At 70.8% G+C, this 23,276-nt stretch carries 15 protein-coding genes; 13 read left to right on the top strand and 2 right to left on the bottom strand.

All coding sequences use genetic code 11. The features are described from left to right. Positions 1-985: 985 nt before the first annotated feature. The gene (locus ACMXN5_RS39655) at positions 986-2,131 is read right to left on the bottom strand and encodes an ABC transporter substrate-binding protein (protein WP_439679740.1); all 1,146 of its coding nucleotides are present in this window, start codon (positions 2,129-2,131) and stop codon (positions 986-988) included. A gap of 180 nt (positions 2,132-2,311) precedes the next feature. After that, the gene (locus ACMXN5_RS39650) at positions 2,312-2,860 is read right to left on the bottom strand and encodes a TetR/AcrR family transcriptional regulator (RefSeq protein ID WP_439679739.1); all 549 of its coding nucleotides are present in this window, start codon (positions 2,858-2,860) and stop codon (positions 2,312-2,314) included. Between the two features lie 129 nt (positions 2,861-2,989). On the opposite strand from ACMXN5_RS39650, the gene ACMXN5_RS39645 reads away from it, so the two are divergent. The 13 genes from ACMXN5_RS39645 to ACMXN5_RS39585 all read left to right on the top strand — a co-directional run bounded on the left by ACMXN5_RS39645 (position 2,990) and on the right by ACMXN5_RS39585 (position 23,218). Continuing rightward, on the top strand, positions 2,990-3,298 hold the full coding sequence (locus ACMXN5_RS39645) for a hypothetical protein (RefSeq protein ID WP_439679738.1): 309 nt from the start codon (positions 2,990-2,992) through the stop codon (positions 3,296-3,298). Between the two features lie 87 nt (positions 3,299-3,385). After that, positions 3,386-4,108 carry a VOC family protein gene (locus tag ACMXN5_RS39640; protein ID WP_439679737.1) on the top strand — a complete coding sequence of 241 codons (723 nt, stop codon included), beginning with the start codon at positions 3,386-3,388 and terminating at the stop codon, positions 4,106-4,108. Between the two features lie 1,659 nt (positions 4,109-5,767). Continuing rightward, a complete protein-coding gene (locus tag ACMXN5_RS39635) occupies positions 5,768-5,896 on the top strand; it encodes a hypothetical protein (protein ID WP_439679736.1) in 129 nt (42 codons plus the stop codon). 288 nt (positions 5,897-6,184) lie between these two features. Then, on the top strand, positions 6,185-7,192 hold the full coding sequence (locus ACMXN5_RS39630) for an alpha/beta hydrolase (RefSeq protein ID WP_439679735.1): 1,008 nt from the start codon (positions 6,185-6,187) through the stop codon (positions 7,190-7,192). A 347-nt stretch (positions 7,193-7,539) separates the two neighbouring features. Then, positions 7,540-8,301: a ParA family protein gene (locus ACMXN5_RS39625; RefSeq protein ID WP_395793279.1), complete on the top strand. Its 762-nt coding sequence runs from the start codon at positions 7,540-7,542 to the stop codon at positions 8,299-8,301. A gap of 62 nt (positions 8,302-8,363) precedes the next feature. Further along, positions 8,364-9,107, top strand: coding sequence for a hypothetical protein (locus ACMXN5_RS39620; RefSeq protein WP_439679734.1), 744 nt, complete (start codon positions 8,364-8,366; stop codon positions 9,105-9,107). 576 nt (positions 9,108-9,683) lie between these two features. Further along, the gene (locus tag ACMXN5_RS39615) at positions 9,684-12,599 is read left to right on the top strand and encodes a hypothetical protein (RefSeq protein ID WP_439679733.1); all 2,916 of its coding nucleotides are present in this window, start codon (positions 9,684-9,686) and stop codon (positions 12,597-12,599) included. A gap of 1,503 nt (positions 12,600-14,102) precedes the next feature. After that, entirely contained in the window at positions 14,103-14,525 is a 423-nt protein-coding gene (locus tag ACMXN5_RS39610; protein WP_439679732.1) for a hypothetical protein, read from the top strand. A gap of 549 nt (positions 14,526-15,074) precedes the next feature. Continuing rightward, positions 15,075-15,845, top strand: coding sequence for an SDR family NAD(P)-dependent oxidoreductase (locus tag ACMXN5_RS39605; protein WP_380003988.1), 771 nt, complete (start codon positions 15,075-15,077; stop codon positions 15,843-15,845). A 1,378-nt stretch (positions 15,846-17,223) separates the two neighbouring features. After that, positions 17,224-18,546, top strand: coding sequence for a hypothetical protein (locus tag ACMXN5_RS39600; RefSeq protein WP_439679731.1), 1,323 nt, complete (start codon positions 17,224-17,226; stop codon positions 18,544-18,546). Positions 18,547-18,745: 199 nt separating this feature from the next. After that, entirely contained in the window at positions 18,746-19,228 is a 483-nt protein-coding gene (locus ACMXN5_RS39595) for an NUDIX domain-containing protein (protein WP_439679730.1), read from the top strand. A gap of 302 nt (positions 19,229-19,530) precedes the next feature. After that, entirely contained in the window at positions 19,531-21,510 is a 1,980-nt protein-coding gene (locus ACMXN5_RS39590) for an IPT/TIG domain-containing protein (protein ID WP_439679729.1), read from the top strand. 361 nt (positions 21,511-21,871) lie between these two features. Beyond that, on the top strand, positions 21,872-23,218 hold the full coding sequence (locus tag ACMXN5_RS39585) for a low temperature requirement protein A (protein ID WP_439679728.1): 1,347 nt from the start codon (positions 21,872-21,874) through the stop codon (positions 23,216-23,218). Positions 23,219-23,276: the final 58 nt, after the last annotated feature.

Below are 23,276 nucleotides of genomic sequence, written 5' to 3'. Positions count from 1 at the left end.
GAGCATGCCCAGGACCGCCTCACCTGCGGGACACCCGCGCGACCGCCGTGCATGCGGCTCGGCAACGACCAGAACAATCAACCACGCCTACCACTCGCGGCGTTCCGCCCAGAGCGCCAACGCCCCACCAGGCGCGCGGCGGCGACGAGCGCAACCAGGCCCCCCGGCAGCCGCCACCACACCCACCCAGCGGCCCTCACTCCGCGCGGAAAGCCGAGCACGTCCCGGACCACCTCGCCAACCGCACGACCTCACAAACATCGCCCCCTCACCACTGGAGCGGCCACAGGAAACGGCCACCCCGATCGCGACCCGGCACAACGCTGGAACGCACGTACGGCGGGACCCACCGGAAGGTGCCCCAGGCGGTGAACTCCACCCCGAGCCGGCGGGACCGACGCCGAGACCTTCGGCGCCACGACCGGTGCCTTCGCAATATTCCCGCGCCCGCAGGGTCGACACTGGACGCCCCGGAGTTCTATCAGCCGGGAACAGCGTTTTCACTCGGCCGTATCTTGCTACCCATGGGTTGTCTCCAGTGAGGCGGATCTTCCGCGACACAACGGCAGTTCACCCGCCGGCCGCGTGGGATCTCCGACGGGCAACCGATCCGGGCCGCCCCCAGATCACAACGATCGGCCCGACTCCGCCCTCGACCCCGGCGCGAGCATCCCACGCTACGGACCGAGTCCAACGACAACGCGATTCGCACGCACACCGCCTTCGAGGCATCCCACCCCGACCCACACCCGCCGCTGCGGTGGACACGTGCACCCAGCGCCGGCCACCCACACCCCCGCGCTCACGTTCGGCAGGGCCGACATCGTCCGCACCGGAGTTGAGGCACGGACCACAGGAACATCCCCACCTGCGTCGGGACTTCTTGTTGACCTGCGGGTTCTTGGCTGTGGTGGCGCGTGGATAGGTATGGGCGGTATCGAGTTCGGGTGGGGAGGGATCCGGATTGGCGGGCTTCCGGGTTTGTTCAGCCGGTGTGAAGGATTCGGAAGCGGTTGGGTTCGGTTGGGTTTCGATCGACGATCTGGGTTGGTGGCCATGCCCATTGCCAGACGCTGATGCCGGGAGTGCGGGAGAACCGGATTTGGCCACGGGTGCCTTCGACCGCGACGCGCGGCCAGGATTCGGCGATGTGCGGCCGGTCCGTGCCGTGGGAGCGCAGCATGTCGGCGAGTACGGCGATTGTGTCGTAGCCCTCGAAGGCGACGAAGGACGGCGCCCTGCCCAGCTGTCGGCGGAGATCCGCCTCGACCCTCGCGCCGAGTGGGCTCAGGCGTTCGGGCAGGTAGCGCAGGAACGCGATCGATGCGCCGTCGTCGCCCAGTAGCGAAGCCCATTCGGTGAACTCCGGTTGCCCGGCCGGAGCGCCGATCACGACCTCGGCGAGGCGCCGGTCGCGGCGGACGGACTTGACGATCGACACTGCCGGTTCCGGGTGGCCGACCAGAAGAAGGAGGGCTGTCGTGCGATGGTCGGCGAGTGCGTCGCACACGTCCGTGGGGGTGAGCGCGCGCGTGTCGAGTTCCATGACGGTACCGCCGCGGGCGGTGAGGTGGTCCCGCAGGATGGCCGTCCCGGATGCCCAGTAGAGACTCGGTTGGGTTGCCAGGGCGATTCGACTGTGGCCTGCCGCGAGGAGGAAGTCCGCGTAGACGCGCCAGCCGTGGGACTGCGCCGGGGCGAGCCGCGCGACCCATTCGGTCGGTTGTCCGGTGAGTGCGTCGAGGACCGCCGACGAGCAGAGGAACGGCAGTTCGAGGGCATCGGCCCTGGTGGCGGCGGCGCGGGCGACGACGCTGTGATACTCCCCGGCCACGGCGGCCACGCCCAGGGCGGCCAATTCGTCCATGGCCGCCACGGCCGTTTGCGGATCGGCGGCGGTGTCTCGGATCGCGAGTTCGAGGGGTCTTCCGTTGATCCCGCCGTCGTCGTTGATGTCGCGAACGGCCAGTTCGAGCCCGGTGAGCAAGTGCTGCCCGGCCTCGACCCAACCTGGCGGGCTCAGCGGGACGAGAGCGCCGATCCGGATGGGTGATCCGCCGGTCGGGCGACCGTTGTTGGCTGTGTCGGCCTGTTGCTGGGTGGGCTCAAGATCGTCGTCGGTCGCGTTCATGGATACGGGAGTGTAGGGGGCTGTGGATTGGGGTTTTTGTCGGCCGTACGTAGCGTGCGTGGGGGCTGCGTGGATCAGGTCGAGCTGTGCAGTGTGGTTCGAGGAGGGCTGTCTGCCGTAGGAGGATCAGCCGCTTTCTTTGGGTGTCCGGAGGGGGGTGGGTTTTGTTCCCGCGCCGGGTCAAGCCGGGCTCGGGAGGGCGGAGAGTAGGGCTGCGGCGGCGCTGTCGAACGGCGCGATGTCACCCGCTGCGCGGCACAGGATGTGGGCGCCTTCGAGTGTGACGATCATGAGGGTGGCCAGATCGGCGGCCTTGGGTGGGCTCATTCCGGCGTGGGTGAGTTTTGCGGTGAGCTCGCCGATCCAACCGGCGAATCCTTCGGCCGCGACAGTGCGCAGGCTGCCCTGGTCGGCGATGGCCGCACCGCCGTCGACGGTGACCGCCGCGACTGCGCAGCCGCCGCCTTCGGCGGACGCTTGCACCACGGGGCGGACGTTGCCGAGGAACGCCTCCACGACTTCGCGTGGCGTGGCGGCCGGCAGTTCGTGCAGGTGGCCGCGGACGTCCTCCGCGTTGCGGCGGGCGGCTTCAAGCGCGAGTTGCTGTTTGCCGCCCGGGAAATGGTGATAGATCGCTCCGCGTGCGGCCCCGCTCTCGGCCAAGACGTCGGTGAAGGACATCGCGGCCAAGCCGTGGCGCTGCAACAGCGCGATCGCTGCGCCGATCATGCGGGACCTCGTATCCGCGGCCATCGCGACCCCCCTTGACTAGTACGTCCATCCTAGTTCATGCTCACCTCACTAGTACGCACGTACTAGTCGCATGGGTGGGGCAGCCGCCGAAATCGGAGGTTTGTGATGGGCAGGACATTTCTCTACACCGAGATCCAGGCGGCAGTGCCGTTCGAGCAGTTCGACTGGCTCTCGATCAACGCGGCGCTGAAGACCACGCCGGGCCTGATCCGCAAGACGTGGTTGTCCGGCATCGGTACGCACACCGTCGGTGGCTTCTACGAGTTCGACAACGCCGAGAACGCCCTGGCCTTCGCTCAGGGCCCGTTCACCGAAGAAGCCCGCCGGGCCGGAGCCGCGGCGACGACACGACTGTTCGACGGCGATGTCGTCGAAGACGCCAGTGTCGACATGAACTCGCCGTATTACGCCTGACAACGCAGGCAGGTCGCCGCCGAGTCGGCTTCGGACACTGCTTCGCTTCCACTGCCGGGGCGGCGGCGCCAACGGAGAGGCATCTCGATGGACATCACGCGGCACCCCGAGAACAGCGTGAGCTGGATCGACCTCGGTACCCCCGACATGGAGACGACGGCGGCGTTCCATACCGCGCTGTTCGGTTGGAACGTCGCCCCACCGGACTCCGACGGCTACAGGCTCTGCACACTGCGCGGACGTCTCGTCGCCGCCCTGGGACCGGCCGAGGACGCCGGCGCGCCCTACTGGACGGTCAACGTCACCGTGTCGGACATCCAAGCCGTCGCCACCCGCTTCGCGAGCCTGGGCGCCCGAATCGTCGTGGCACCCACGCGGGTTGGGACGCTCGGCTACGCCGCCGTCACGCTCGATCCCGTCGGCGCACCACTGTCACTGTGGCAGCCGGGCACGCATGACGGCATGCACCTGGCCCACGAGCCGGGCACTTTCGCGGGCATCAGCCTTCTTACCGACCGCACCGCGCACGCCGCCGCCTTCTACCGACCGGCGCTGCACTGGGACTTCGACCCTGGGTGCACCGAGTTCCGGTTGCCGGACGACTCCATCGCCGCCACCGGGGCGCCGCCAGGGAAAGGAACGGCGCAGCGATCACTGTGGCTGGTTCGTTTCGCCGGCAACAGCCCTGATGACGGCGCGGAGCGGGCTCGACGGCTTGGTGCGACCGTGGTTCGCCGGGAGTCCGACGCAGATGTGGTCTTGCGCGATCCCACCGGCGCTTTGTTCGGGCTTACGCGGCACGCCCGATAGTGCTGCCGCCAACCCGCCCGAGCGCGTTGCGCCGGGGAATTGCGCCGCACCGAGGCATGATTGCTTCGATTCGGGTGGGGGCGGGTGTGCCGGGAAGGGGCCCGTCCGGGGAGGGGGCCGTGTGGGCCGGGCCCACGATTCGGTCGTGGTGGGTGCCTGGGTCGGCGTTGATGGTGGAGCGGGCAGGGCTCGTCGATGGAGTGGGTGTCGCCGGTTGTGACCGGGGCCGGACTCCGGGGGCTGCGCGGCCGGTGGCGACGGCATCCGCCGGGTCGATGCCGGAGTGTTTGGTGAATACCTGCCTGCGGTTCGGCGGTGTGTGCGTTGATGGTCGCCGGCATGAGTGGGCGATGCGGTCAGGTGTGTAGGGGCAGCCGGACGGCGGTTGTCGCGCGCCGGGCGGATATGGGGACGGTCGGGGCGGGAGGGCCATCTCGCCGACGTGGGGGTGGAGTTCGGTGGGCTCGTCACCGCCTTTGTACAGCTTGCTCCGGACTCCCGGCAGTTCCTGGATGCTCGTGCCGGTTGCGGCAGTTCCTGGTTTTGTGATGTTGGGTCGGCTTGGCGCTTGAACAGTTTCGGCAGGGGAATTCCGGTTCTGCGTTGGGCGGCCACCATTGGTTCCGGGAGTTTGGGTTCCTGGTCGGGGCGTCTTTGCCGACGGATGTGACCGATGGGTGTGCGGCCGACGGTGCTCGGGCGGACTCCCCAGTCACCCGAGCATCCGTCGGCGCCGGCGGGGTCGCGGGGCCGTTGCCCGCTGACCCGGCCGATTGCGGGGCCAGCGGTGTGGTTGTTACCGCCACCGCCAGGGTTGTGGTCACCGCCCCATGGCTTGCCTGGTCGCCTCCCGGCGGATCGGACCGGTTGGTCCGGATCGGATCAGGCCGTACGAACCTGGCTTCATCACTCGAGCCGGCCGACCGAGCCAACCCCGCTTCCGCCCGGCCCGCTCCCCGGCGGCACCATCGACGTGAGGTTCAACGCCTCCTCCAACAACGCCTCGACGATCTTCGATTCCGGTACGGTCCTCACCAGTCTGGTGCGGCTCGAATCCGATCCGGTCTGGTCCCACCCGGCCCGGCTCACCTCGCCCCGCCCCGCCCCATCCGCCCCGGCAATGGGGTACTTGTCGAAGTTTTCCCGACCATCACACGATCCATAAGGCGTGAACCCCGCCCCGGTGACGCACCGATGATCACACCCGCACGCCGGGTGGTACGGATATCGACCACGGCGCGAACGCATGCGCCCCGGCGGATACCCCGGGCGCCGGTGGCGCCGATCCCGCGCTTCGCAGACGCAGCGGACGCGAACAGGTACATGGCGACCTCGAAGACATCCCCGCCACCCGGCATCCGAGCCGCCAAGGCCGCCGCCACCCGGGCCCGTGCGGCGGGCCAAAGTGGCCCAGCGGCACGCCATACGACTGCGCCTGGCCGAGCCGCCGGCCGCGCCGCCCGTCATCCGGATCCGCCTCCAAGCGGGCTCCGCCGCACGGGACTTGGCCCCGGGGGAGCGATCCTCGCGGGTCGGCCGGGCGGTGGCGGGCCAAGGTGGTCCAGCGGTGTGCCATACAACTGCTCCCGGCCGAGTCGGCGGCCGTCAAGACCGACCTGCGGGCCGGTGTCGATGCGGCCCGCGCGGCGGACATGGCGCTTGCCGTACGCGCCCGAAGGCCACCATCTCCTGGTCCACGGGCGCGGCCGGAGCCCCGAGGCATGGCAGGCGTGGGTAGCCGAAGCCCTGGTCCTGCAACTGCTCACGGGAGCGGAGGATCCGGGCTGAGCCGGGGTGTGCGTCGCCGAACCGCCGCATTTGACTGAAGCAGGGCACCAGCGATGGGCGGAGGTGAATTGCTGACGGCGCGAAACGGGTGCCTCGGCGCGGCCGAAGTGTCCGTGCGAGTGGGGGTGAAGCGGATGTTGGCAAGGTTTGGAGAGGATTGCGGCCGAGCCTCCGCGTAGACAGCGGTGAATCGATTGCCGGGATTGGGGGTGTCGCCGGCGTCCCGCGGACTTCGCGTATTTGGGGATCGTTGGCTGGGTGGTGGGGGTGGCCGGCAGAGTTGGGGTTATGGGTGATGGGGATTTTGGTGGGTTGGCTGATGGTGAGCTTGCTGCCTATGTGGACGCGGAGCGGCTTGGTTGTGGGCCCTCGGTTCGGGAATTGGGTGTGGTTGAGGTTCGGCGGCGGCAGGCGGTGCGGGTTGCCGGGCGGGTGGCTGGGCCTGGGCTTGCCGAGGTTCGGGATGTTGAGGTTGGCCGCCGGAGTGTGAGTGGGGTGGCGCTGGGTGGGTTGACCGGCGTTGATGTGGTTGCGGGTGGGGCGGTTTCTGTTCGGGGTCGGCTTTATCGGCCGACCCTCGATGCGGTTCCGCTGGTGGTTTATGTGCATGGGGGGATGTGGAGCATCGGCGGTTTGGAGTCGCATGATCGGCTGTGTCGGCGACTGGCTGTTGCCGCGCGGGTTGCTGTGTTGGCTGTTGACTATCGGTTGGCGCCCGAACATCCCTGGCCTGCCGGGATCGATGACGCTGTTGCGGCGTTTCGGTGGGCCGCGGAGCATGCGGGTGAGTTGTGTGGTGCGGTCGGGGTGCCGGCGATTGCGGGGGACAGTTCCGGTGGGCACTTGGCTGCGCTTGTGTGTTTGCGGATGCGTGATGCGGGTGGGCCGATGCCGGCTGCGCAGTTTCTTGCGTTTCCCAATACCGATTTGACGTTGTCTCGGCCGAGTACGCGGGAGAAGGCGACCGGGTGGGGACTGACGACGGATGCCGTGGCGTGGGGAGTCGAGAACCTCGTGCCCGATCCTGTTCGGCGTGCCGATCCGGGGGTCAGTCCGCTTTTCGCCGCCGACTTGGCCGGGTTGCCGCCGGCGGTGGTTGTGACCGCCGAGCATGATCCGCTGCGGGATGAGGGGGATGAGTACGCGGATCGCCTGCGTGGCGCTGGGGTTCGGGTTCGGCATCGGCGTGAACTCGGGATGGTTCATGGGTTTTTGACCATGGAGCTTGTTTCGCCGGCGGCGGATGCGGCCGGTGGTCGGTTCTTTGCGGACGTGGCTGATTTCTTGTTGGGCTGAGGAGGATGGGAGGGATGCAAGGGCGGGTGGGTGTGGGGGCTGCGGCGGTGATTGGTTGGCCTTGGTGGTTTGGGGTTTTGGTTGCTCCGCGCCATCGATTGGGCTGATGTGGGAGGTTGCGCCTGCGCAGGGGTCGCACTGGCTGGGGCGGCTCGGGCTTTGGGGTGGCGTTGGGGTTCGGGACGGTGCGGGCGTCCGGGTTTTGATTGGGTGTTCCGGTGGGGGTATGGCTGGTTTGTTCGGGCTTGCGGAGTGTCGTTCGTCCCGAATGGGGGTTGCTCCGTGGGGGTCTGGCATGCTGGGTGGTGTCCGAGTACCCGTTATGGGGAAGCCAACGGAGGTCCCAGATGAGCCCTGCCCGCCGGTCGACGGCGCCGCCGTCGAAAGCCAGAGTCGTGGTCGTCATCAACCGCAAGGGTGGTGTCGGCAAGAGCACGATCGCGGTGAATCTGGCCGCTGTTCAGGGTCAGAACTTCACCCCCACCGGGCCGATCGATCCGGATGCCGACGCGCCTGTGGTCGCCTGCGGGATCGACCCCCAGGGGTCGATGGAGGACTGGGCGGACCGCGTTCCCGAGGAACTGCTGCCGTTCGACTACATGTCCACCAAGGGCAAGCCCGGCATGCTGGCCGAGTTGAAGGCCGACCCGAGCGTTGCCCGGATCGTGGTCGACAGCCCCGGCTTCATGGACACCGACCCCGAGGCCGAACTCGCCACCGATCCGCTGGGCCACGGCGCGGCGGCGGACGCGCTGCGCGACATGCTCGAAGTGGCGGACCTGGCGGTGGTACCGATCACGCCGGAGTTCATGAGCTGGTCGCCCAGTGAGTACACGATCGAGCGGGTGCTCAAGCCGCGCGGGATCCCGTACATCGCGGTGGTCAACCTGTGGGACCCGCGCGACGGTGAGACCGACCGGGCGCGGGTCGAGGCGTGGATAGACGAACGCGGATATCCGCGGGCGCGGGAACCGATTCGCAAGTACAAGATCCACGCTCATGCGGCGGAGGGCGGGCTCGTGGTCACCCAATACAAGGAGAGCGGTACCGCGTTGCGTGCCCGAGAGGACTTCTACAAGCTCGCCCTCGCGATCGAGCAGGCGCTCTGATGGGCCGGCAGCGTACCCCCCGGACGGCCGCCGAGCCGCGTCGACTGCGTACCGCCGCCGACATGGCCAAGGAACTGCCCACGCCGTTCCGGCCGTTGTCGGACAGCCCGGTTCTGATCGACGACGAGCAGCGGCAACTGGCCGCGTGTGAGGCGGCGATCGAGACGTTGCGGGTCGCGTTCTGGGCGGCGGGCAAGGCGCTTCAGATCGTTCGCGACGCGCGGTTGTACCGCACGCGTTACGAGAGCTTCGAGGAGTACTGCCTCGATCGCTGGGACATGCAGCGTAGGTATGCGGACCGGCTGATCCAGGCGTGGCCGATCGCCGAGGCGTTGAGTCCAATTGGACTCAAGGCGGTGAACGAGGCCCAGGTGCGCGAACTGGTCCCGCTGGCGGGGCGGTACGGGAACGAGGCCGCGGTGACGGTGTATCGCACGGTCGCGGAGGCCGAGTTCGTGCCGCTGACCGCGTCGGTGCTGCGGGGTGCGGTCGCCGCCATCGGGGATGCGTTCTCGCCTGCCGCCGCGGTTGAGCAGGTGCGGCGCTACCTCGATTCGCTCGGCATCGAACCGGCGGAGCCCGAGGGCGAGCGGGTGGTCGACTACACGGCCAAGGCCGCGGACACCATCCCGCGCCGCTGGCTGAGTACGCTCGCGCGGCAGGATCGCGCGGCGGCGGTGGCGTATCTCGACGAATTGGAGCGGCAGGTTGCCCAGGTTCGACGGGAGCTTGCGGAGGCGGATGGGGACGTCGGCGACGGGTCGCGGGGCGGGCGGGGCGCGGATGAGGATGCCTTGAGCGCGTAGGGCGAGTGGTTGCCGGTTTGGCGGTTGACGGGTGGTCGTTGGCCGTTGGTTGTTGATGGCTGACGGGTGACGCTTGGCTGTCGCGTGGTTGCCGGGCAGTGGCAGTGGGCTGCCTGGTGATGGTTGTTGGGCGATGGTGGCCGGCCGGCGGCGGTGCCTTGGTGAGTCCAATTGGACTCGGTTGGATTCGCTTGGACTCGCCGGGATTTGGCCGGCCGTCGTTGGGCTTGCTTCGCTGCGGTTGGACTTGTTTGGACTCGTTTGGGCTCGCCGGGATTCGGTCGGCTGCGGGTGGGCTGCTGCCAGGGCGGCTTTGGGTGGCCTGGGCGGTACATGCTCCTGCGTGGCCGGAGTTCCTGTGTCCGGAGCGTTGTGGCGGTCGGGATGTCTGCGGCGTCTGATCGGATTGCCCCGGGAGCGGGCTTGGTTCGGTGGCCGAATCGCACGTTGCGCCGACCTTCGATCGGATCACCCGCCGGTGATTCGGGCCCTTTCCTGCGGTCGTATCACCCACGGACACGAGCACTTCCCGAATCGGACCCGTGCCTCGCGCGGGACGAAGGAGTTGTCGTACAGATGCTGGACCTCGCGCGCTGGGACTGGTCCCGGGACTGGCCCTACCTGGCCGGAGCCCTCGTCGTGCTCGCGTCGGCCGTCCTGATCGAACGGGCCCGCCGCCGGGCCGTCGCCGAGCGGGCCAGGGTCGCCGCGTTGCCCGAAGAGTCCCGGAAGGCGCTGGAGAGCGACCGGGCCGCGACCCGGGATCGGCGCGGCCGGCGGGTCGAAGACCTGCTGACGGCGGGCGTCGCGGCCGCTGCGGCGGGCCTGTCGGCGGCGCAGTTGGGCAAGTTCGGTCGGGACGTCATGGGCCTGACCGGGCCGTGGGCGTATCTGCCCTTCGTCGCGCTGGACTTCGCCGCGGTGGTTTGCGCGTTGCGGGCCCGGCGGCGGGCCTCGCGGGGCGCGGCGGCGGGGTTGTCCGGGGCGTTGGTGTGGGTTCTGGCGCTGTTGTCGGCGTCGATGTCGGCCAGCGAGGGGGCCGGCCTCGGCGAGATGTTCGCGTTGGGCATCTGGGCGCCGATCGCGGCGGTGTTGTGGGAGTTGGGCCTGGCCGAGGAGCGCCACGCCCGGACCGCGCGGGCCGACCGTCGGGTGGGCTGGATCCGCTGGTTGCACCCGATCGAGCGGGTCCTGGTCCTGGCGGAACTGGCGAGCGACGAACACCTCGGCGCGGCCGACGCGACCGAGCGGGTCCGGGAGCGGCGTGCCGCACGAGCGCTGTACCGGCTGCGCCAGGCCACGGAGGCCAGAGACGCGCGTGCCGGGACGGGTGGGGCGTCGGCGCGGTCGGTACGCGGGATCGACCGCCGGTATCGCCGCGCCGAGGCCTTTGCCCAACGCACCGCGTCCCGGGTGCGGTTGGCCGACGCGGAGGTGGAGGCCGCGGTGCTTCCCCAGCTCCGAGTCCTGGTCGACGTCGGCCGGTTGGCCACGATGACGTGGCCTGCGCCGGGGGCCGCCGCCCCGCGAGTGGGTGAAGCCGCGCTGACGCCGAGGATGCCACGGCCGCGTGTGGGCGACGCGGGCGCGGGCGCCGGTGCGGTGCCGCCGAACGGTGATGGCCGACACGACGATCTCGGCCACGGATCGGCGGTGGTGTCCGCAGTCGGGCCCTTTCGTCACGAGGTAGGCGACGATCGAGGGCGATTCGAGGCGGTGGCGGGGCCGGGTCGACTGCGTCCGGACGACGGGATGTACGCCTCGTCGGACACCGGACACCCGGACGCCGGCGCATCCACGGGCGTCCCTGTGTCCGGTGTCGCGGGTGGCTCGGACGCTCTTAGCGTGGCGTCGCGAGGCGTTGCGCATGCACCTCGCGAAGTGCCTGCGGGCGGGTCGGCCGCCTCGGACATCCACGGGCGGTTGGCGGGTCGGCCGGGGGAGTTGGACGGCCGGATGCCGGTGTCCGGTGTCGCGGTGTCCGGTGGTGTGTCCGATGAGGTGTCCGCCGGTCGGGTGGCCGCGTCGGACATGCGCCGGCGGCCGACGGACGCGGCCGATGTCGTGCCGTTGGGTGCCGGGGGCGGGGCCGTCGGCCGTGACGCGCCCGCCGGCCGAGCGACCGCGTCGGACATCCGCCGGGAGCCGGTCGACGACGACTCGGCGGCACGCGGCGTCCTGGTGACCGAGTGGCCGGTGGCGAATGTCGCCGTGGCTGGTGGTGCGGTGTCGGGTGGCGTCGTGTCCGGTGGCCCCGTGTCCGGTGCAGCTGATACGCGTCGCGATGTGGTGACCGGATGGCCGACGGAGGCGGACGGCCGCCATGGGGTGTCCGGTACGCCGCATGGCGCGTCGGACACTCGCCGGCGGCCGGCTGGTGTTGCGGCGGCGTCCACGTGGCCGGAGGAGACGAGGGGTCGGGTGTCGGTGTCCGGTGAGGCTGGTGTCGTGTCGCCCGGGACGGCGCATGGCGGGTCGGACATTCACCGGCAGTCGGCCGATGGCGTGGCCGGGGCCGCGTGGCCGGAGGAGACGGGTGGGCAGGTGCCGGTGTCCGGTGCGGCCGATGCCGATGCCGATGCCGATGCCGATGCCGGTGTCGTTGCCGTGTCGTCCGGCGGTGTCGGGGCGCGGCGCCGGGTGGTGGCGGATTGGCCGGAGGGTACGGAGGTTCGCCGAGGCGGCTCGGGCGCCGGTGGGCGGCGGGACGTGACGGTAGCGTGGCCGGACTCGGCGGACGGTGGCCGGGACGAGGGTGTCGTGTCGCCGGATCCGGGGCTGGTCGGCGTCACCAAGGGCGCCGGGTCGCGGGGGGCTTCGCGGGCGCCCGCCGAGGGCGATGTGCATCACCATACGTCGGCCGCCATCGCGGCCGACGTCACGGATTTGCGTCACCGGGCTGCGGCCGGGTCACCGGGTGAGGCGCATGCTCCCCACGACGACGATGCGGGCGCGGATCGGGGACGGCGCGCCGACGGCCCTGCGCCGCGTTCCGATGCGCGCAGTGGGTCGACTCGCGCCGAGGCCGCCCGGGACGCCCAGGCCGACACGGCGCGCCGCCGGGCCGCGACGCGGCCGACGGTGTCGGACGTACTCCCGGCCGACGCGCCGTCGCCGAACACGATCCCCGAACCACGAGCGACCGAGGGTACGGGGGCCGACCGCCGGAGCGCCGTCGCCGATGCCGATGCCGACACAGCGCCCTCGGACACCGCGTCCCCCGCCGTCGAGGCGACGCCCGGCTACGACTTCCCGCGCCAGGGCCACGCCGTCGACGGCACCCCGCTCACCAGCGCCGCACGTCGCGACCCCCGGATCCTCGGACTGGTCGCCCTCCTCGCCGCCGAAGCCGACGTGACCGGCGCCGAGGTCGGCCGCCGCCTCGGCGTCAGCAGCCGAACCGGCCAACGCCTCCTCGGCCTGGCCCAGGACGAACTCGACGCCCGCCGCAACCACGCCGACGACCCCGAACTCAGCGACGCCGGCATCTGACACGAGTCCAACGCCGAGGCGATGGCGGCCCGTTGTCGGCCGTTCGCCGAGGCCCTACCTCGACGCGCGGCGCGGTGCGGCGTGCGCTTCGCGGTGATCGGCGCCGGCTGATTCGCAGCGGAGCGGGATGGCTTGCCAGGGTCGCGCGTTGCGGAGAGGGGCTTGGGTGGCGGCGAAGCGGGTGGCTTGCCAGGCGCGCGGTGATGCCCGAGTCGTCAGGGGCGGGCGGCTCGCCGGGGCCGTGCGTTGTGGGGCGGGTTTGAGTCGCGGTGAGGCGGTGGCTTGCTGGGGCGGGGTTTCGGTGGGGGCCGGAGCCATGGCGGAGCGGAGTGGCTTGCCAGGGTCGTCGGGGGCGGGGCGGGTTGTGGTGTGGGGGCTGAGTCGCGGCCGGAGCGGAGTGGCTTGCTGGGGTTGGGCGTTGCCGTGGGCAGGGCCTGGGTCGTTGCGGAGCGGGGCGGCTTGCCAGGGTTGCGGGTTGTTGCGGGATGGGGCCGAGGCGCGTGGGGAGTGGGCGGCTTGCCTGAGTCGGGTGCCGTGGTCGCGGGAGCCTGAGGGGTGAGTAGGGCGGCTCGGGGTGCCGGAGTCGTGTTCGCGGCGTTGCTTCTTATTGGGCGCTTCGCGCCGGCTCGCGAGGGACCGCTTTTCTGCTCCCCCGCTTCGCTCCTCCGCAGAAAAGCGGCCCCTCGCTCGGGGCTGTGTGCCCCTCCGCTTCGCTCCGGGTCACCCAGCCCAAGTTCTGCGGCTCCGCCGCTCTCCGCGCTGCGCGCGTCGATCCCGGGGGCGGCCCGAGCCGTGGGCGCTGACGCGCCTGGGGGTCGGTGGCTCGTAGACGTCCGAGTCGAGGAGGGCGGTCTGGAGGCTTTGCTCCGTCGCGCCGGCTGCGGTCGACCCGCAGCCAGTTTTGCTCCGGTCCTCCGACCCACACTTGGCGGCTTCGCCACACTCCGTGCTCCGCACGGCGATCACCACGGTTGGCCATGGTCGTTGGCACTGACGCGCCGCGCATGGGCGGCTTGGTGGCCGTTCAAGTTGCGGGGGCGGCCTGGGAGGTTCTACCGCGTCGCGCCGGTTTCGGTCGGCTCCCGGCCGGTGTGCGCGGGCCGGCCGGTGCGGTGCCCAATCGTGGACGGCGCGACTGGGTGCGGGCACGCCCGAGAGTGGGCGGCTCGGTGGATGCCCGGGTCGGGGGCGGACTGGGAGGCTTTACCGCGTCGTGCACGCCCCGGCCGGCTCCCGGACGGTGTGCGCGGGCGGAGGTGGTGCGGTGCTCATGGTCGGCGGCCCGACGCGTGGGTGCTGACGTGGCCGGGGGTCGGCAGCTCGTGCGGGTCGGGTCTGCGGGTGATGAGCCGGGTGGCCCGCACGAACTACGCACCAGGTTGGATGTATCGGCCGTGGTCTCGATGTCAGACTCGGTGTCGGTTCGGTGCCGAGGTCGGGGGACGAGCGCATGGACGAGGTCGGATGACGCACACGGCGCGAAGGGTCGTTGTGGGGATCACGATGGCGGCCGGAATGCTGATCGGCGCGTGCGGCCTCGGAGACGGTGACGACAAGGACGAAAAGGCGGCGCACCGCTGTGAACCGACGAGTTCCGTCGCAGCCGATCTGTTGGCGGTGTTCCCGCAGTTGGGCTCCGTGACCTCCGCCAAGTGGTGTGTCCGGGCCATGGGTGCGCCCGACACGGGGCGTGTGACGGTGCCGGGGCCGCACGACTGGGGCTACTACGGGGTCGTTCATCTCGCGGATACCGTCGCCGCGGAAGGGTGGGGGCAGTGGCAGGCGATCGCCGGACCGCCGATGGAGGAGATGCCGAGCGCCTTGCGTTCGCTCGTACCCGAACACGGCCGGTGGTCGTACAACGGGGCGGGTGCCTACTTGGATCGTTCCTCCGCGACGATCGTCCTGAGCGGGGCATCCGGATGACGGCTCGGCTTCAGTAGTCCCGAGTCCTGACGAAGGCGTTTCGCTTGTCGGTGGGTGACGGGACAGGCGGCGAAGCCGAGGCAGGCGTCGTGGGTGTCGGTACGCCCTGCCTCTCCCTTCTCCTCTCTCTTCGTCTCGCCCTTCTCATGTGTGCGCCGGGGTCTGTGGCGTGAGGATTTTCGCGCTGGGCGGTCACGGGCTTGCCGCCCCGTGCCCGCACGAGGTGCTGTCCCACCCGGTCGCGGACGTGGGGACCCGGCGAGCGAGCAGCGGTGGAGTTCGGTCCCGAGGGGCGGGCCTGGGCTCGATCGGGTGCCCATCGCTTCGGTGGGGAGCGCACACGGCCGATGGACGTTCGCATCCACCGTTGCTGCTTTTCGTGCGGCAGCACACCTGCTCCTACACCGCCGGTCGGTTGGCGGTGAGGGGTGGGGAAGTGGGTCTGGTTTCCCCAACTTGGCTGTGGCACGATCCGTCACCTCTGGTCGTGGGTGCGTTGTCGTGCCCTTTCGATCCGTCTTCCGAATCCTCGTCCGATGGAGTGAACGCATGTCGATAGCCCATGTGTCCGGCCGGTTCGACGGTAAGACCGCGGTGGTCACCGGAGCCGGGTCGGGGGTCGGGCGGGCCACCACGTTGCGGTTGGCGGCGGAGGGGGCCAACGTGTTCGCGCTGGACATCGCGGCGGCGTCGTTGGCCGAGACCGCCGAGGCGGCGGTCGGGCTTGCGGGCAAGGTGGCCACTCGGGTCACCGACGTGGCGGTACGGGACGAGTGTTTTGCCGCGGTGGCGGCGGCCGTGGCGGAGTTCGGTGGGATCGACGTGCTGGGCAACGTGGCGGGCATCGCGCGGGCCGAGCACGTGCTGGAGGTCACCGAGGCGGACTACCGGCGGATGATGGGCGTCAACATCGACGGCTACTTCTTCATGTGCCAGGCGGCCATCCCGCACCTGCTCGAACGGTCCGGCAACGTGGTCAACATCGCGTCCAACGCCGGTGTGATGGGCCTGGCGTACGGCGTCGTCTACACCATGAGCAAGGGCGCCGTGGTTCAGCTGACCCGGTCGCTGGCCTGGGAGTTCGCCAAGCAGCCACTGCGGGTGAACGCGATCGCGCCGGGCGGTATCGACACCAACCTGGTGGCCAACTACCAGATGCCCGCGGACGTGGACTGGGACCTGGTCGGCCGCGCCATGACGCCGCGCCCGATGGCGCAGCCGGAGGACATCGCGGCGATGTTCTCGTATGTCGCCTCCGAGGAGGCCCGGAACGTACACGGCGCGATCCTGCACAACGACAGCGGTCTGACCGCCGGCTGAGCCGACGAGACGACACGGGACGGCGCGGGGCGACACGAGACGACGCGAGACGGCGCGGGAGGGCTCGACTCGGGATCGAGCGACTCGATACGACGCGACTTGATACGACGCGATACGAATCGATACCGGACGGCACCGTTCGCCGCCGCGAGACTCCGCGCCCCCATTCCACCGGCGCGATCCGGCCCCGGGCGCGTGGCCGGATCAGCTCCGGCGTGCGCAGTCCGGCGGCCGTCGCCGCGTCCGACGCGGGGCCGGTACCACCGCAACGCTCGGGTACGGGCGGCCAGTTGGGCGAGCAGCAGCGGAGTGGCGGCCTCGAAGGCGATCCGTGGCCGGGATCCCGCCTCCGCGCACGCGCGTTCCAACACCCCGCGCAACCCGCTTCCGCGCGGCCGGGGGAGGGTGGTCCGTCCCGACGTCGGCAACATTTCGCCCGGAGCCATCACCGCGACTACGGGTTCGTCGACCACGATCCGGACGCCCCCGGCCGGAGGCTCCGGAACCACCACGCCGACCAGCGCGATGTCCGGCTCGCCCCGGGGCGGCGCGGGTGAACTTGGGCTCCTCGACGACGGCGATGAAGTATTGCAGCGATTGCTGCGACCCCCGGCGCTCGCGGCCGCCTCCGCGGCCGAACGTCGGGAATCGGCCGCCGTGTTCGACGGACTTTCTATCGAGCACACTGGAACTCCCCGTCCCGGTGCGCGGGTTGGGGCGCGCGAAATGGTAGCGGACATGTCGCTCGGCTTCCGCTGCTCGTTGGTTCGGCTCCGCCCGGAGGTGGTCAAGGTACGCGACAGCCTTCACCGCATGACCGACCGCCGTGCCCGCGCGGACACGGCCGCGCTGTCCACCGACGAGCCGGTCGCGGCGCTGCGGGACAACGCCGAGTCCCACCGTGGCCCTGGGTCACGACGTGCTCCACGGCCTCGCCGTCGCCATCGCCATCGCCCTGAGCCTCGACCGGCCGGTCCCGCAGGAGCGGCTGCGCCCGCTGCCGGATGCGATCGGTCCCCGGGGTCTCCCGTTCTCAAGGCGCCCTGGCCGCTGTCCGGCTGCGTGCCGACGAACGACCTCGGCCGCGGGCTTCCGCCGGCCCGACGGCACGGCGAGCGCCGGGACCGCTTCACCACCACCTGAGACCCACCGCCTACACACCGTTCGCGCCCACCACCCCCGCACACCTCCGGCATCCGCCCGGCGGCGTGGGTCGGAGTTGCGACGGGCGAGGGACGGGCGAAGAGTTGTTCTTGTCGATCCCCGTGCACTGTTCGACACATGTGCACCGTCACGCGTGCACCGTTCGATACACGTGCACCGTCACATGCGCACCGTCGAGGCTTGAGGTCTCCGGTGCCTGCAGGCAGCCGCCTCGGTGATCGAGCCGACAGCGGCCGAGACGACAACGGCACAGCAGCAACGTCCCCACTCGACTGGATTCGTCATGTCCAAAACTGCCCGGCGACAGATATCCCGCATCGTAGGCACGTCCTGTCTGGCTGCCGCACTGGCGCTGCCGACCGCCGCCGCCGCGGCCGGCGCGCCACAGGTCGCCTCGCCCGGCCAGGCCACCAGCCGCATACCCGCCGACACCCCCGAACCGCCGAACACCCCGCAGGCGCCGGCGTACACACCGCCCCCGCCCAACACCCCGAACACACCCAACGCGCCGAAGACCCCGAACTCCCCCAACGGGCCGAACACGCCGGGGACGGGCACGCCCAGCGCCCCGGGCACCCCCTCGTCGGGGACGCCGAGCACACCCGGTCCGGGCGGATCGTCGCATCCGCCCAATCAGCTGCAACAGGTCGCGCCGCCGCCGGATCCGAAGACGGACCCGGACGGCGCGAAGCGGGAGGTGGAGGCCGAGATCGACAAACTGAACGTCCCGCCGGATGTGAAGCAGAAGCTGAAGGAGGGCCTGAACACGGCGGTGAACGCGATCAAGAATCCGTCCACGTCCACCGAGGACCGGAACAGGTACGCCGAGGCCGTCTCGGCGATCAATCAAACGCTGAAGGCCATCCAGGACCCGACGACGTCGGCGCCGGACCGGGCGCTGTACACGAAGGTCGTGCAGGGCGTGAACGAGGCGCTGCGGCGGAGTCAGGACCCGAACTTGGCCGTGGGGGAGCGAGCCGATTATCTGAAGACCGCGCAGGGCGTGGCCCAGATCATGGTACGGCTCCAGAGTCCGACCTTCCCGGCGGCCGACCGAGGGTTCGCCATCCAGGTCGTGACGCTGATCAGTGACGCGTTGCTCGCCTCCAAGGACCCGAAGACGGCGCCGAAGAAGCCGGCGGACCAGCAGCAGATCCAGAAGGTCATCCAGACGACCGCGACGGCGGCCACGCAGGCGACCGCGACGCTGCAGGACCCGAATGCGTCGCCGCAGGCCAAGGACGCGGCCCGGCAGACCCTGGTCACGCAGGCCAACGTGCTCCAGAACCCCAAGTATCTGGAGTTCATCAACGAGGTGAAACGCTACAACCCGAGCGCGGAATGCCTCACGACGATCGAAACGCGCACTCGTCAGGCCGGTTGGCCGGACGGATCCCTCTGGGGTCTTTCCGACGACACGTGCGGCGACGCGCTGACCACGGCCGTCGCCGACAGCAGCAGCAAGTGGAACGCACTGTTCACCTGCGTGCAGCAGAACGCGTTCTCGACCTGTCCGACGTACATTCCCAAGGACTGACCCGCTCCCGAGAATCGACCGAAGCGGCCCTCCACGGCCCCGCCGGCTCCAGGCCGGCGGGGTCGTGCCGGCGTTGCGGCGGTGACTCGGCGCCGGGCCCGGTACCCACGCGGCCCGCGCCCCGCCGCCCCACCACCCGCCGCCCCCGCCGCCACAGCCCCCGCCGCCGCAGCCCTGGCCCGGCGCTAGGCTCGACGAAATGACCCGAGACTTCCTGCCGCCCGAGCAGTGGTACGAGCAACTGCCCTCCCTTTACGCCGCCGCCTCCGCGCTGATCACCGACGCCGAGGACCGGGTCCTGGTGGTCAAACCCAACTACCGGGACTACTGGAACCTGCCCGGCGGCTTCGTCGATCGCAACGAATCACCCCACGACGCCTGCGCGCGCGAACTCCGCGAGGAACTCGGGCTCGACGTCGCCGTCGGGGAGTTGCTGGTGGTCGACTGGGTACCCGAACTCGAGCCCCGGCCCCGCCCGTTGACCGGTTGGATGTTCGACGGCGGTACGTTCTCCCCCGACCGGATCGCGGCCATCCGGATCCAGGAGGACGAACTCGACGACCACGCGTTCGTCACGGTCGAGCGGGCCGCGGAACTGCTGCCGAGTACGGTCGCCCCGCGCGTGCCTGCCGCGCTGCGTGCCCGCGCCCAGGGCCGGACGGTATACCTGCCCAGGGACTGAGCGGACCGCCCTCGATCCCCGCCCCAACGATCTCCACCTCAGCGCCTCTACATCAACTCCCGCCCCCATGAGGCGATTTCGCCGTTAAGGCCGCATCACCGCCCGCCGACCCGGTACGTTTCGGGCGACGCACCGACGAATCGCGATCCGTGATTCGCGGCCGTCCGGCACCACGGCTCGGCACCGTTGCCGGGCGTGGCGCCGGATTCGGGTGGGGGCCCGAGTGCTGCACTGCGGGGTGGGGATCGGTGTGCCCCGATGGAGCCGGCCGGGTGCGCTCCATCGTCAGGGAGGGGATCCCGATGTCACACGATCTCGCAGAGCCCGCCGACGGGTTACGGCACCCGCGCCGCCCGGCCCGGCCCCACCGTTCGATCCGACCCCACCGTCCGCGGACCCGCCCTCCGCTGCCCGGCCGGCTGATCGCTTTCGTCGCCGCCGCGGCCCTCGTGCTCGCCGGCCTGATCGCCCAGGCCGTACCCGCCGCCGCGGCCCACCCGGGCGTGGCCGTCTACGTGGCCAACTCCGGCTCGGACACGGTCTCGGTCATCGACGCCGCGAACAACACCACCACGGCCACCGTCCCGGTGGGCCGGGGCCCGTACGGGCTCGCCGCGAACCACGCCGGCACCCGGGTGTACGTCGCGAACTTCGACTCCGGCGGCATCTCGGTGATCGACACCGCCACCGATGCGGTCGTCGCCACGATCGCCACCGGCGGTGGGCCGTTCGCGATGGCGATCGATCCGACGGACACCCGGCTGTACGTGGCCCAGGGCAACTCCGTCCTCGCCGTCGACACGGCGACCGACACCGTCGCCGCCACGATCGCGGTGGGCACCGGCCCGATCGCGGTACTGGCCGCGCCGGACGGGGCACACGTGTACGCGGTCAACAACGCCGGACGCAGCGTCTCGGTGATCACCGCCGCGACCGGCGTCGTCGGCACGACCATCACGCTGCCCGGTACGCCCGACGGGGCCGCGCTCAGTCCCGACGGGCGTCGGCTGTACGTGGTCGACAACCAGTCCGGACTGTGGACGCTCGACCTGACCGCCGGCGGCCTGCTCGTCGCGACCGTGCCGATCACCGACGCCAGCAACGTCGCGGTGGACTCGACCGGAAGCCGGGCGTACGTCTCCGCGTTCCCGGCCGAGGTCAAGGTGGTGGACCTGGGCACGAACACGGTGGTCGACAGCGTGGCGGTGGGCGCGTACCCGGCCAACCTGACCCTGCACGTCGCGGGCCGATATGTGTACACCACCAACACCCAGTCCGGCGACGTGTCCGTGATCGACGGCACGACCGACACCGTGGTGGCCACCGTCCCGGTCGGCTCCACCCCCTACGGCATAGTCGTCGTCGGCGTCCCGCAACCGCGCACCGTCACGTCGGTACGCCCCAACTCCGGCCCCACGGCCGGTGGTACCTCCGTGACCGTCACCGGCACCCACCTGACCGGCACCACCGCCGTCGTGTTCGGTACGACCCCGGCCGCCGCGTTCACCGTCGTCGACGACACCACCCTCACCGCGACCGCGCCCCCCGGCGCACCCGGCACCGTCGACATCACCGTATCCGGCCCCGGCGGGACCAGTGCGACCTCGGCCGCCGACCGCTACACCTACCTGCCCGCCCCCACGGTCACCGCGGTGAGCCCGAACTCCGGCCCCGACACCGGCGGCACGGCGGTCACCGTCACCGGCACCGACCTCGCGGGCGCGACCGGCATCACCTTCGGCCCGGGCCGCCCCGCCACCGCCGTGACCTGCACCGCCACCACCTGCACCGCGACCGCCCCGCCCGGTCCGGCCGGCCAGGTCGACGTCCGGGTGACCACGGCCGGCGGCACCAGCGCGACCGTACCGGCCGACCGCTACACCTACATCGCGAGCGCGGCCGACGTGTCGGTGGCCCTCCAGGCCAACGGCGTCGGCGGCCTGTTCGGCGCACACATCGACTACACCGTCACCGTTACCAACCGCGGCCCGAACACACTCGCCTCGGCGACCGTCACCGCGCCGCTGCCGTCCCCGATGACCGCGACTTCACCGGACTGCGCGGTGGCCAACCGCACGGTCACCTGCACGGTCGGCCCGCTGGCCAAGGGCGCGGCAACCACCCGCCACTTCACCGCCCCGGTCGCCCTGCTCAACCTGGGCCTCGGCTACGAGGTCACCGCGACCCGCACGGCGAGCACACCCAACGACCCCAACCCGGGCAACAATTCCTCGTCGGCATCGTGCACGGTGGTCACCTCGCTGCTCATCCTGTGCTCGTAAGCCCAAGCACCAAGGCACCCAAGCACCAAGGCACCCAAGCGCGCGTACTCGCCCACTCACGCGCGTACATCGCACATACGCACGTGCGCGTGAGCCCCCACCCCCGCGGCGGACCGGAAAGAAATCCGGTCCGCCGCAGCACATCCCGGCCCATCTCCGCGCGTCCGGGATACGCCCACCGCGAACGTGATGACTTCCGCTGTCCCCGAACGCGCGGCGCGGTGATGATGGGCCCTCGCACGTACGACCCGAACTCGACCACCCGCGCAGGTTCGGGCGGCCCGACCGGCTCGCGGCCGGTGGCCGCGACGCGTGTCGGGATCGAAGGAAGCATGCTCGCAAGACACCTGGAAGTGACCGCATGAACCCCTCCCCGACCCCACCGGATCGCGACCCGCACGACCACCCGCCAACCACCACCGGCGACGCACGCACCACGACCGTCGCCGACCCGGCCACGGCCCCCGCCGAACCGCCCACCGCCGAGCCGGCCCTCTCGATCCCCATGGACCTCCCGCACGACCCGATCGAACCCCCCGACGAACTGGAGCAGTCCACCGGCGTCACGCCGATCGAGCTGTTCTTCGACCTCGTCTTCGTCTTCGTACTCACCCAGGCGACCCACCAGGTGGAGTCCCACCCGGGCTGGTCCGGCCTGTTCCAGGGGATGTTGCCGCTGGCCGCGCTGTGGTGGATGTTCGGCGCGTTCAGCTGGCTGACCAACGCGGTGCGGCCCGACGCGGTGGTGCATCGGCTGCTGCTCGCGCTGACCATGACCGCGTTCTTCGTGATGGGCCTGGATCTGCCGTACGCGTTCGACCCCGACGGCTGGGCGTTCGGACTCGCGTTCCTCGTCGCGGTCGGGATGCACGTCGCGCTGTTCCTGACCGCCGCCGAGCCGTCGGCCCGCGCCGGGATCCTGCGGCTGGCCCCGTTCAACGCGGTCGGCGGCGTACTGATCCTGATCGCGCCGCACTTGTCCGACGTCGGGACCTGGGTGTGCTGGGCCGGTGCGGTGACGGTGTTGTACCTGTCGATGGTGATCGGCCGGATCCGCGGATTCGTGGTCGAGCCGCACCACTTCGTGGAGCGCCACGGCCTGATCATCCTGATCGTGCTCGGCGAGTCGGTCGTGGCGGTCGGCATCGGCGCGGGCGGGCGACCGGTCGACTGGAAGCTCGCGGGGGGCATCCTGCTCGGTATCGCGGTCGCCACCGGCATCTGGTGGACCTACTTCGGCGGTGACGACGAACGCACCGTACGGGCCATGTCCGAGGCGTCGGTGGAGCGCCGGCAGATGCTCGGGTACGTGGCGTTCGGCCTGGCCCACGCGGTGATGATCGCCGGCATCGTGCTGGTCGCGGCCGGCATCTCCGACGGCATCCATCACCTGGGCACCGACACGAACCGTTGGTGGCTGGGTACGGGTGTGGCCGTCTTCCTGCTCGGCCACGCCTGGCATCGCTACGTACTCGGCACCGGCTCGATCGCGGCACGGATCGGCGCGGCTGTGGTGGTCGTACCGCTGACCGCCCCACTGGCCGGCACCGGTTGGGCCACGCTCGCCGCCGCCACGGTCGTACTCGCCGCCATGACCGTGGTGGACCATCTCCTCCAACTCCGCATGATGATGCCGAGGGAGGCGCGGGAGCCCAGGGAGCCCAGGGAGCCCAAGGAGCCCAAGGAGCAGCAGCCGGTGGCGACCTGATCCCACCGACCGCGGATCCCATCGACCGCGCCACCCACCACACCCACACGACAGCGGG

The sequence above is a fragment of the Embleya australiensis genome (genome assembly GCF_051903075.1).
Lineage (GTDB): Bacteria > Actinomycetota > Actinomycetes > Streptomycetales > Streptomycetaceae > Embleya.
Note: the sequence above shows the minus strand (reverse complement) of the source record. Positions and strands in the feature narration are given on the sequence as shown.

Coding starts and splice junctions, on each gene's coding strand:
- ACMXN5_RS39610 (WP_439679732.1), top strand. CDS start 14,103: ATGGCGGCCGGAATGCTGATCGGCGCGTGCGGCCTCGGAGACGGTGAC.
- ACMXN5_RS39650 (WP_439679739.1), bottom strand. CDS start 2,860: ATGATCGGCGCAGCGATCGCGCTGTTGCAGCGCCACGGCTTGGCCGCG.
- ACMXN5_RS39585 (WP_439679728.1), top strand. CDS start 21,872: ATGAACCCCTCCCCGACCCCACCGGATCGCGACCCGCACGACCACCCG.
- ACMXN5_RS39620 (WP_439679734.1), top strand. CDS start 8,364: ATGGCCAAGGAACTGCCCACGCCGTTCCGGCCGTTGTCGGACAGCCCG.
- ACMXN5_RS39615 (WP_439679733.1), top strand. CDS start 9,684: ATGCTGGACCTCGCGCGCTGGGACTGGTCCCGGGACTGGCCCTACCTG.
- ACMXN5_RS39625 (WP_395793279.1), top strand. CDS start 7,540: ATGAGCCCTGCCCGCCGGTCGACGGCGCCGCCGTCGAAAGCCAGAGTC.
- ACMXN5_RS39645 (WP_439679738.1), top strand. CDS start 2,990: ATGGGCAGGACATTTCTCTACACCGAGATCCAGGCGGCAGTGCCGTTC.
- ACMXN5_RS39605 (WP_380003988.1), top strand. CDS start 15,075: ATGTCGATAGCCCATGTGTCCGGCCGGTTCGACGGTAAGACCGCGGTG.
- ACMXN5_RS39590 (WP_439679729.1), top strand. CDS start 19,531: ATGTCACACGATCTCGCAGAGCCCGCCGACGGGTTACGGCACCCGCGC.
- ACMXN5_RS39655 (WP_439679740.1), bottom strand. CDS start 2,131: ATGAACGCGACCGACGACGATCTTGAGCCCACCCAGCAACAGGCCGAC.
- ACMXN5_RS39595 (WP_439679730.1), top strand. CDS start 18,746: ATGACCCGAGACTTCCTGCCGCCCGAGCAGTGGTACGAGCAACTGCCC.
- ACMXN5_RS39640 (WP_439679737.1), top strand. CDS start 3,386: ATGGACATCACGCGGCACCCCGAGAACAGCGTGAGCTGGATCGACCTC.
- ACMXN5_RS39630 (WP_439679735.1), top strand. CDS start 6,185: ATGGGTGATGGGGATTTTGGTGGGTTGGCTGATGGTGAGCTTGCTGCC.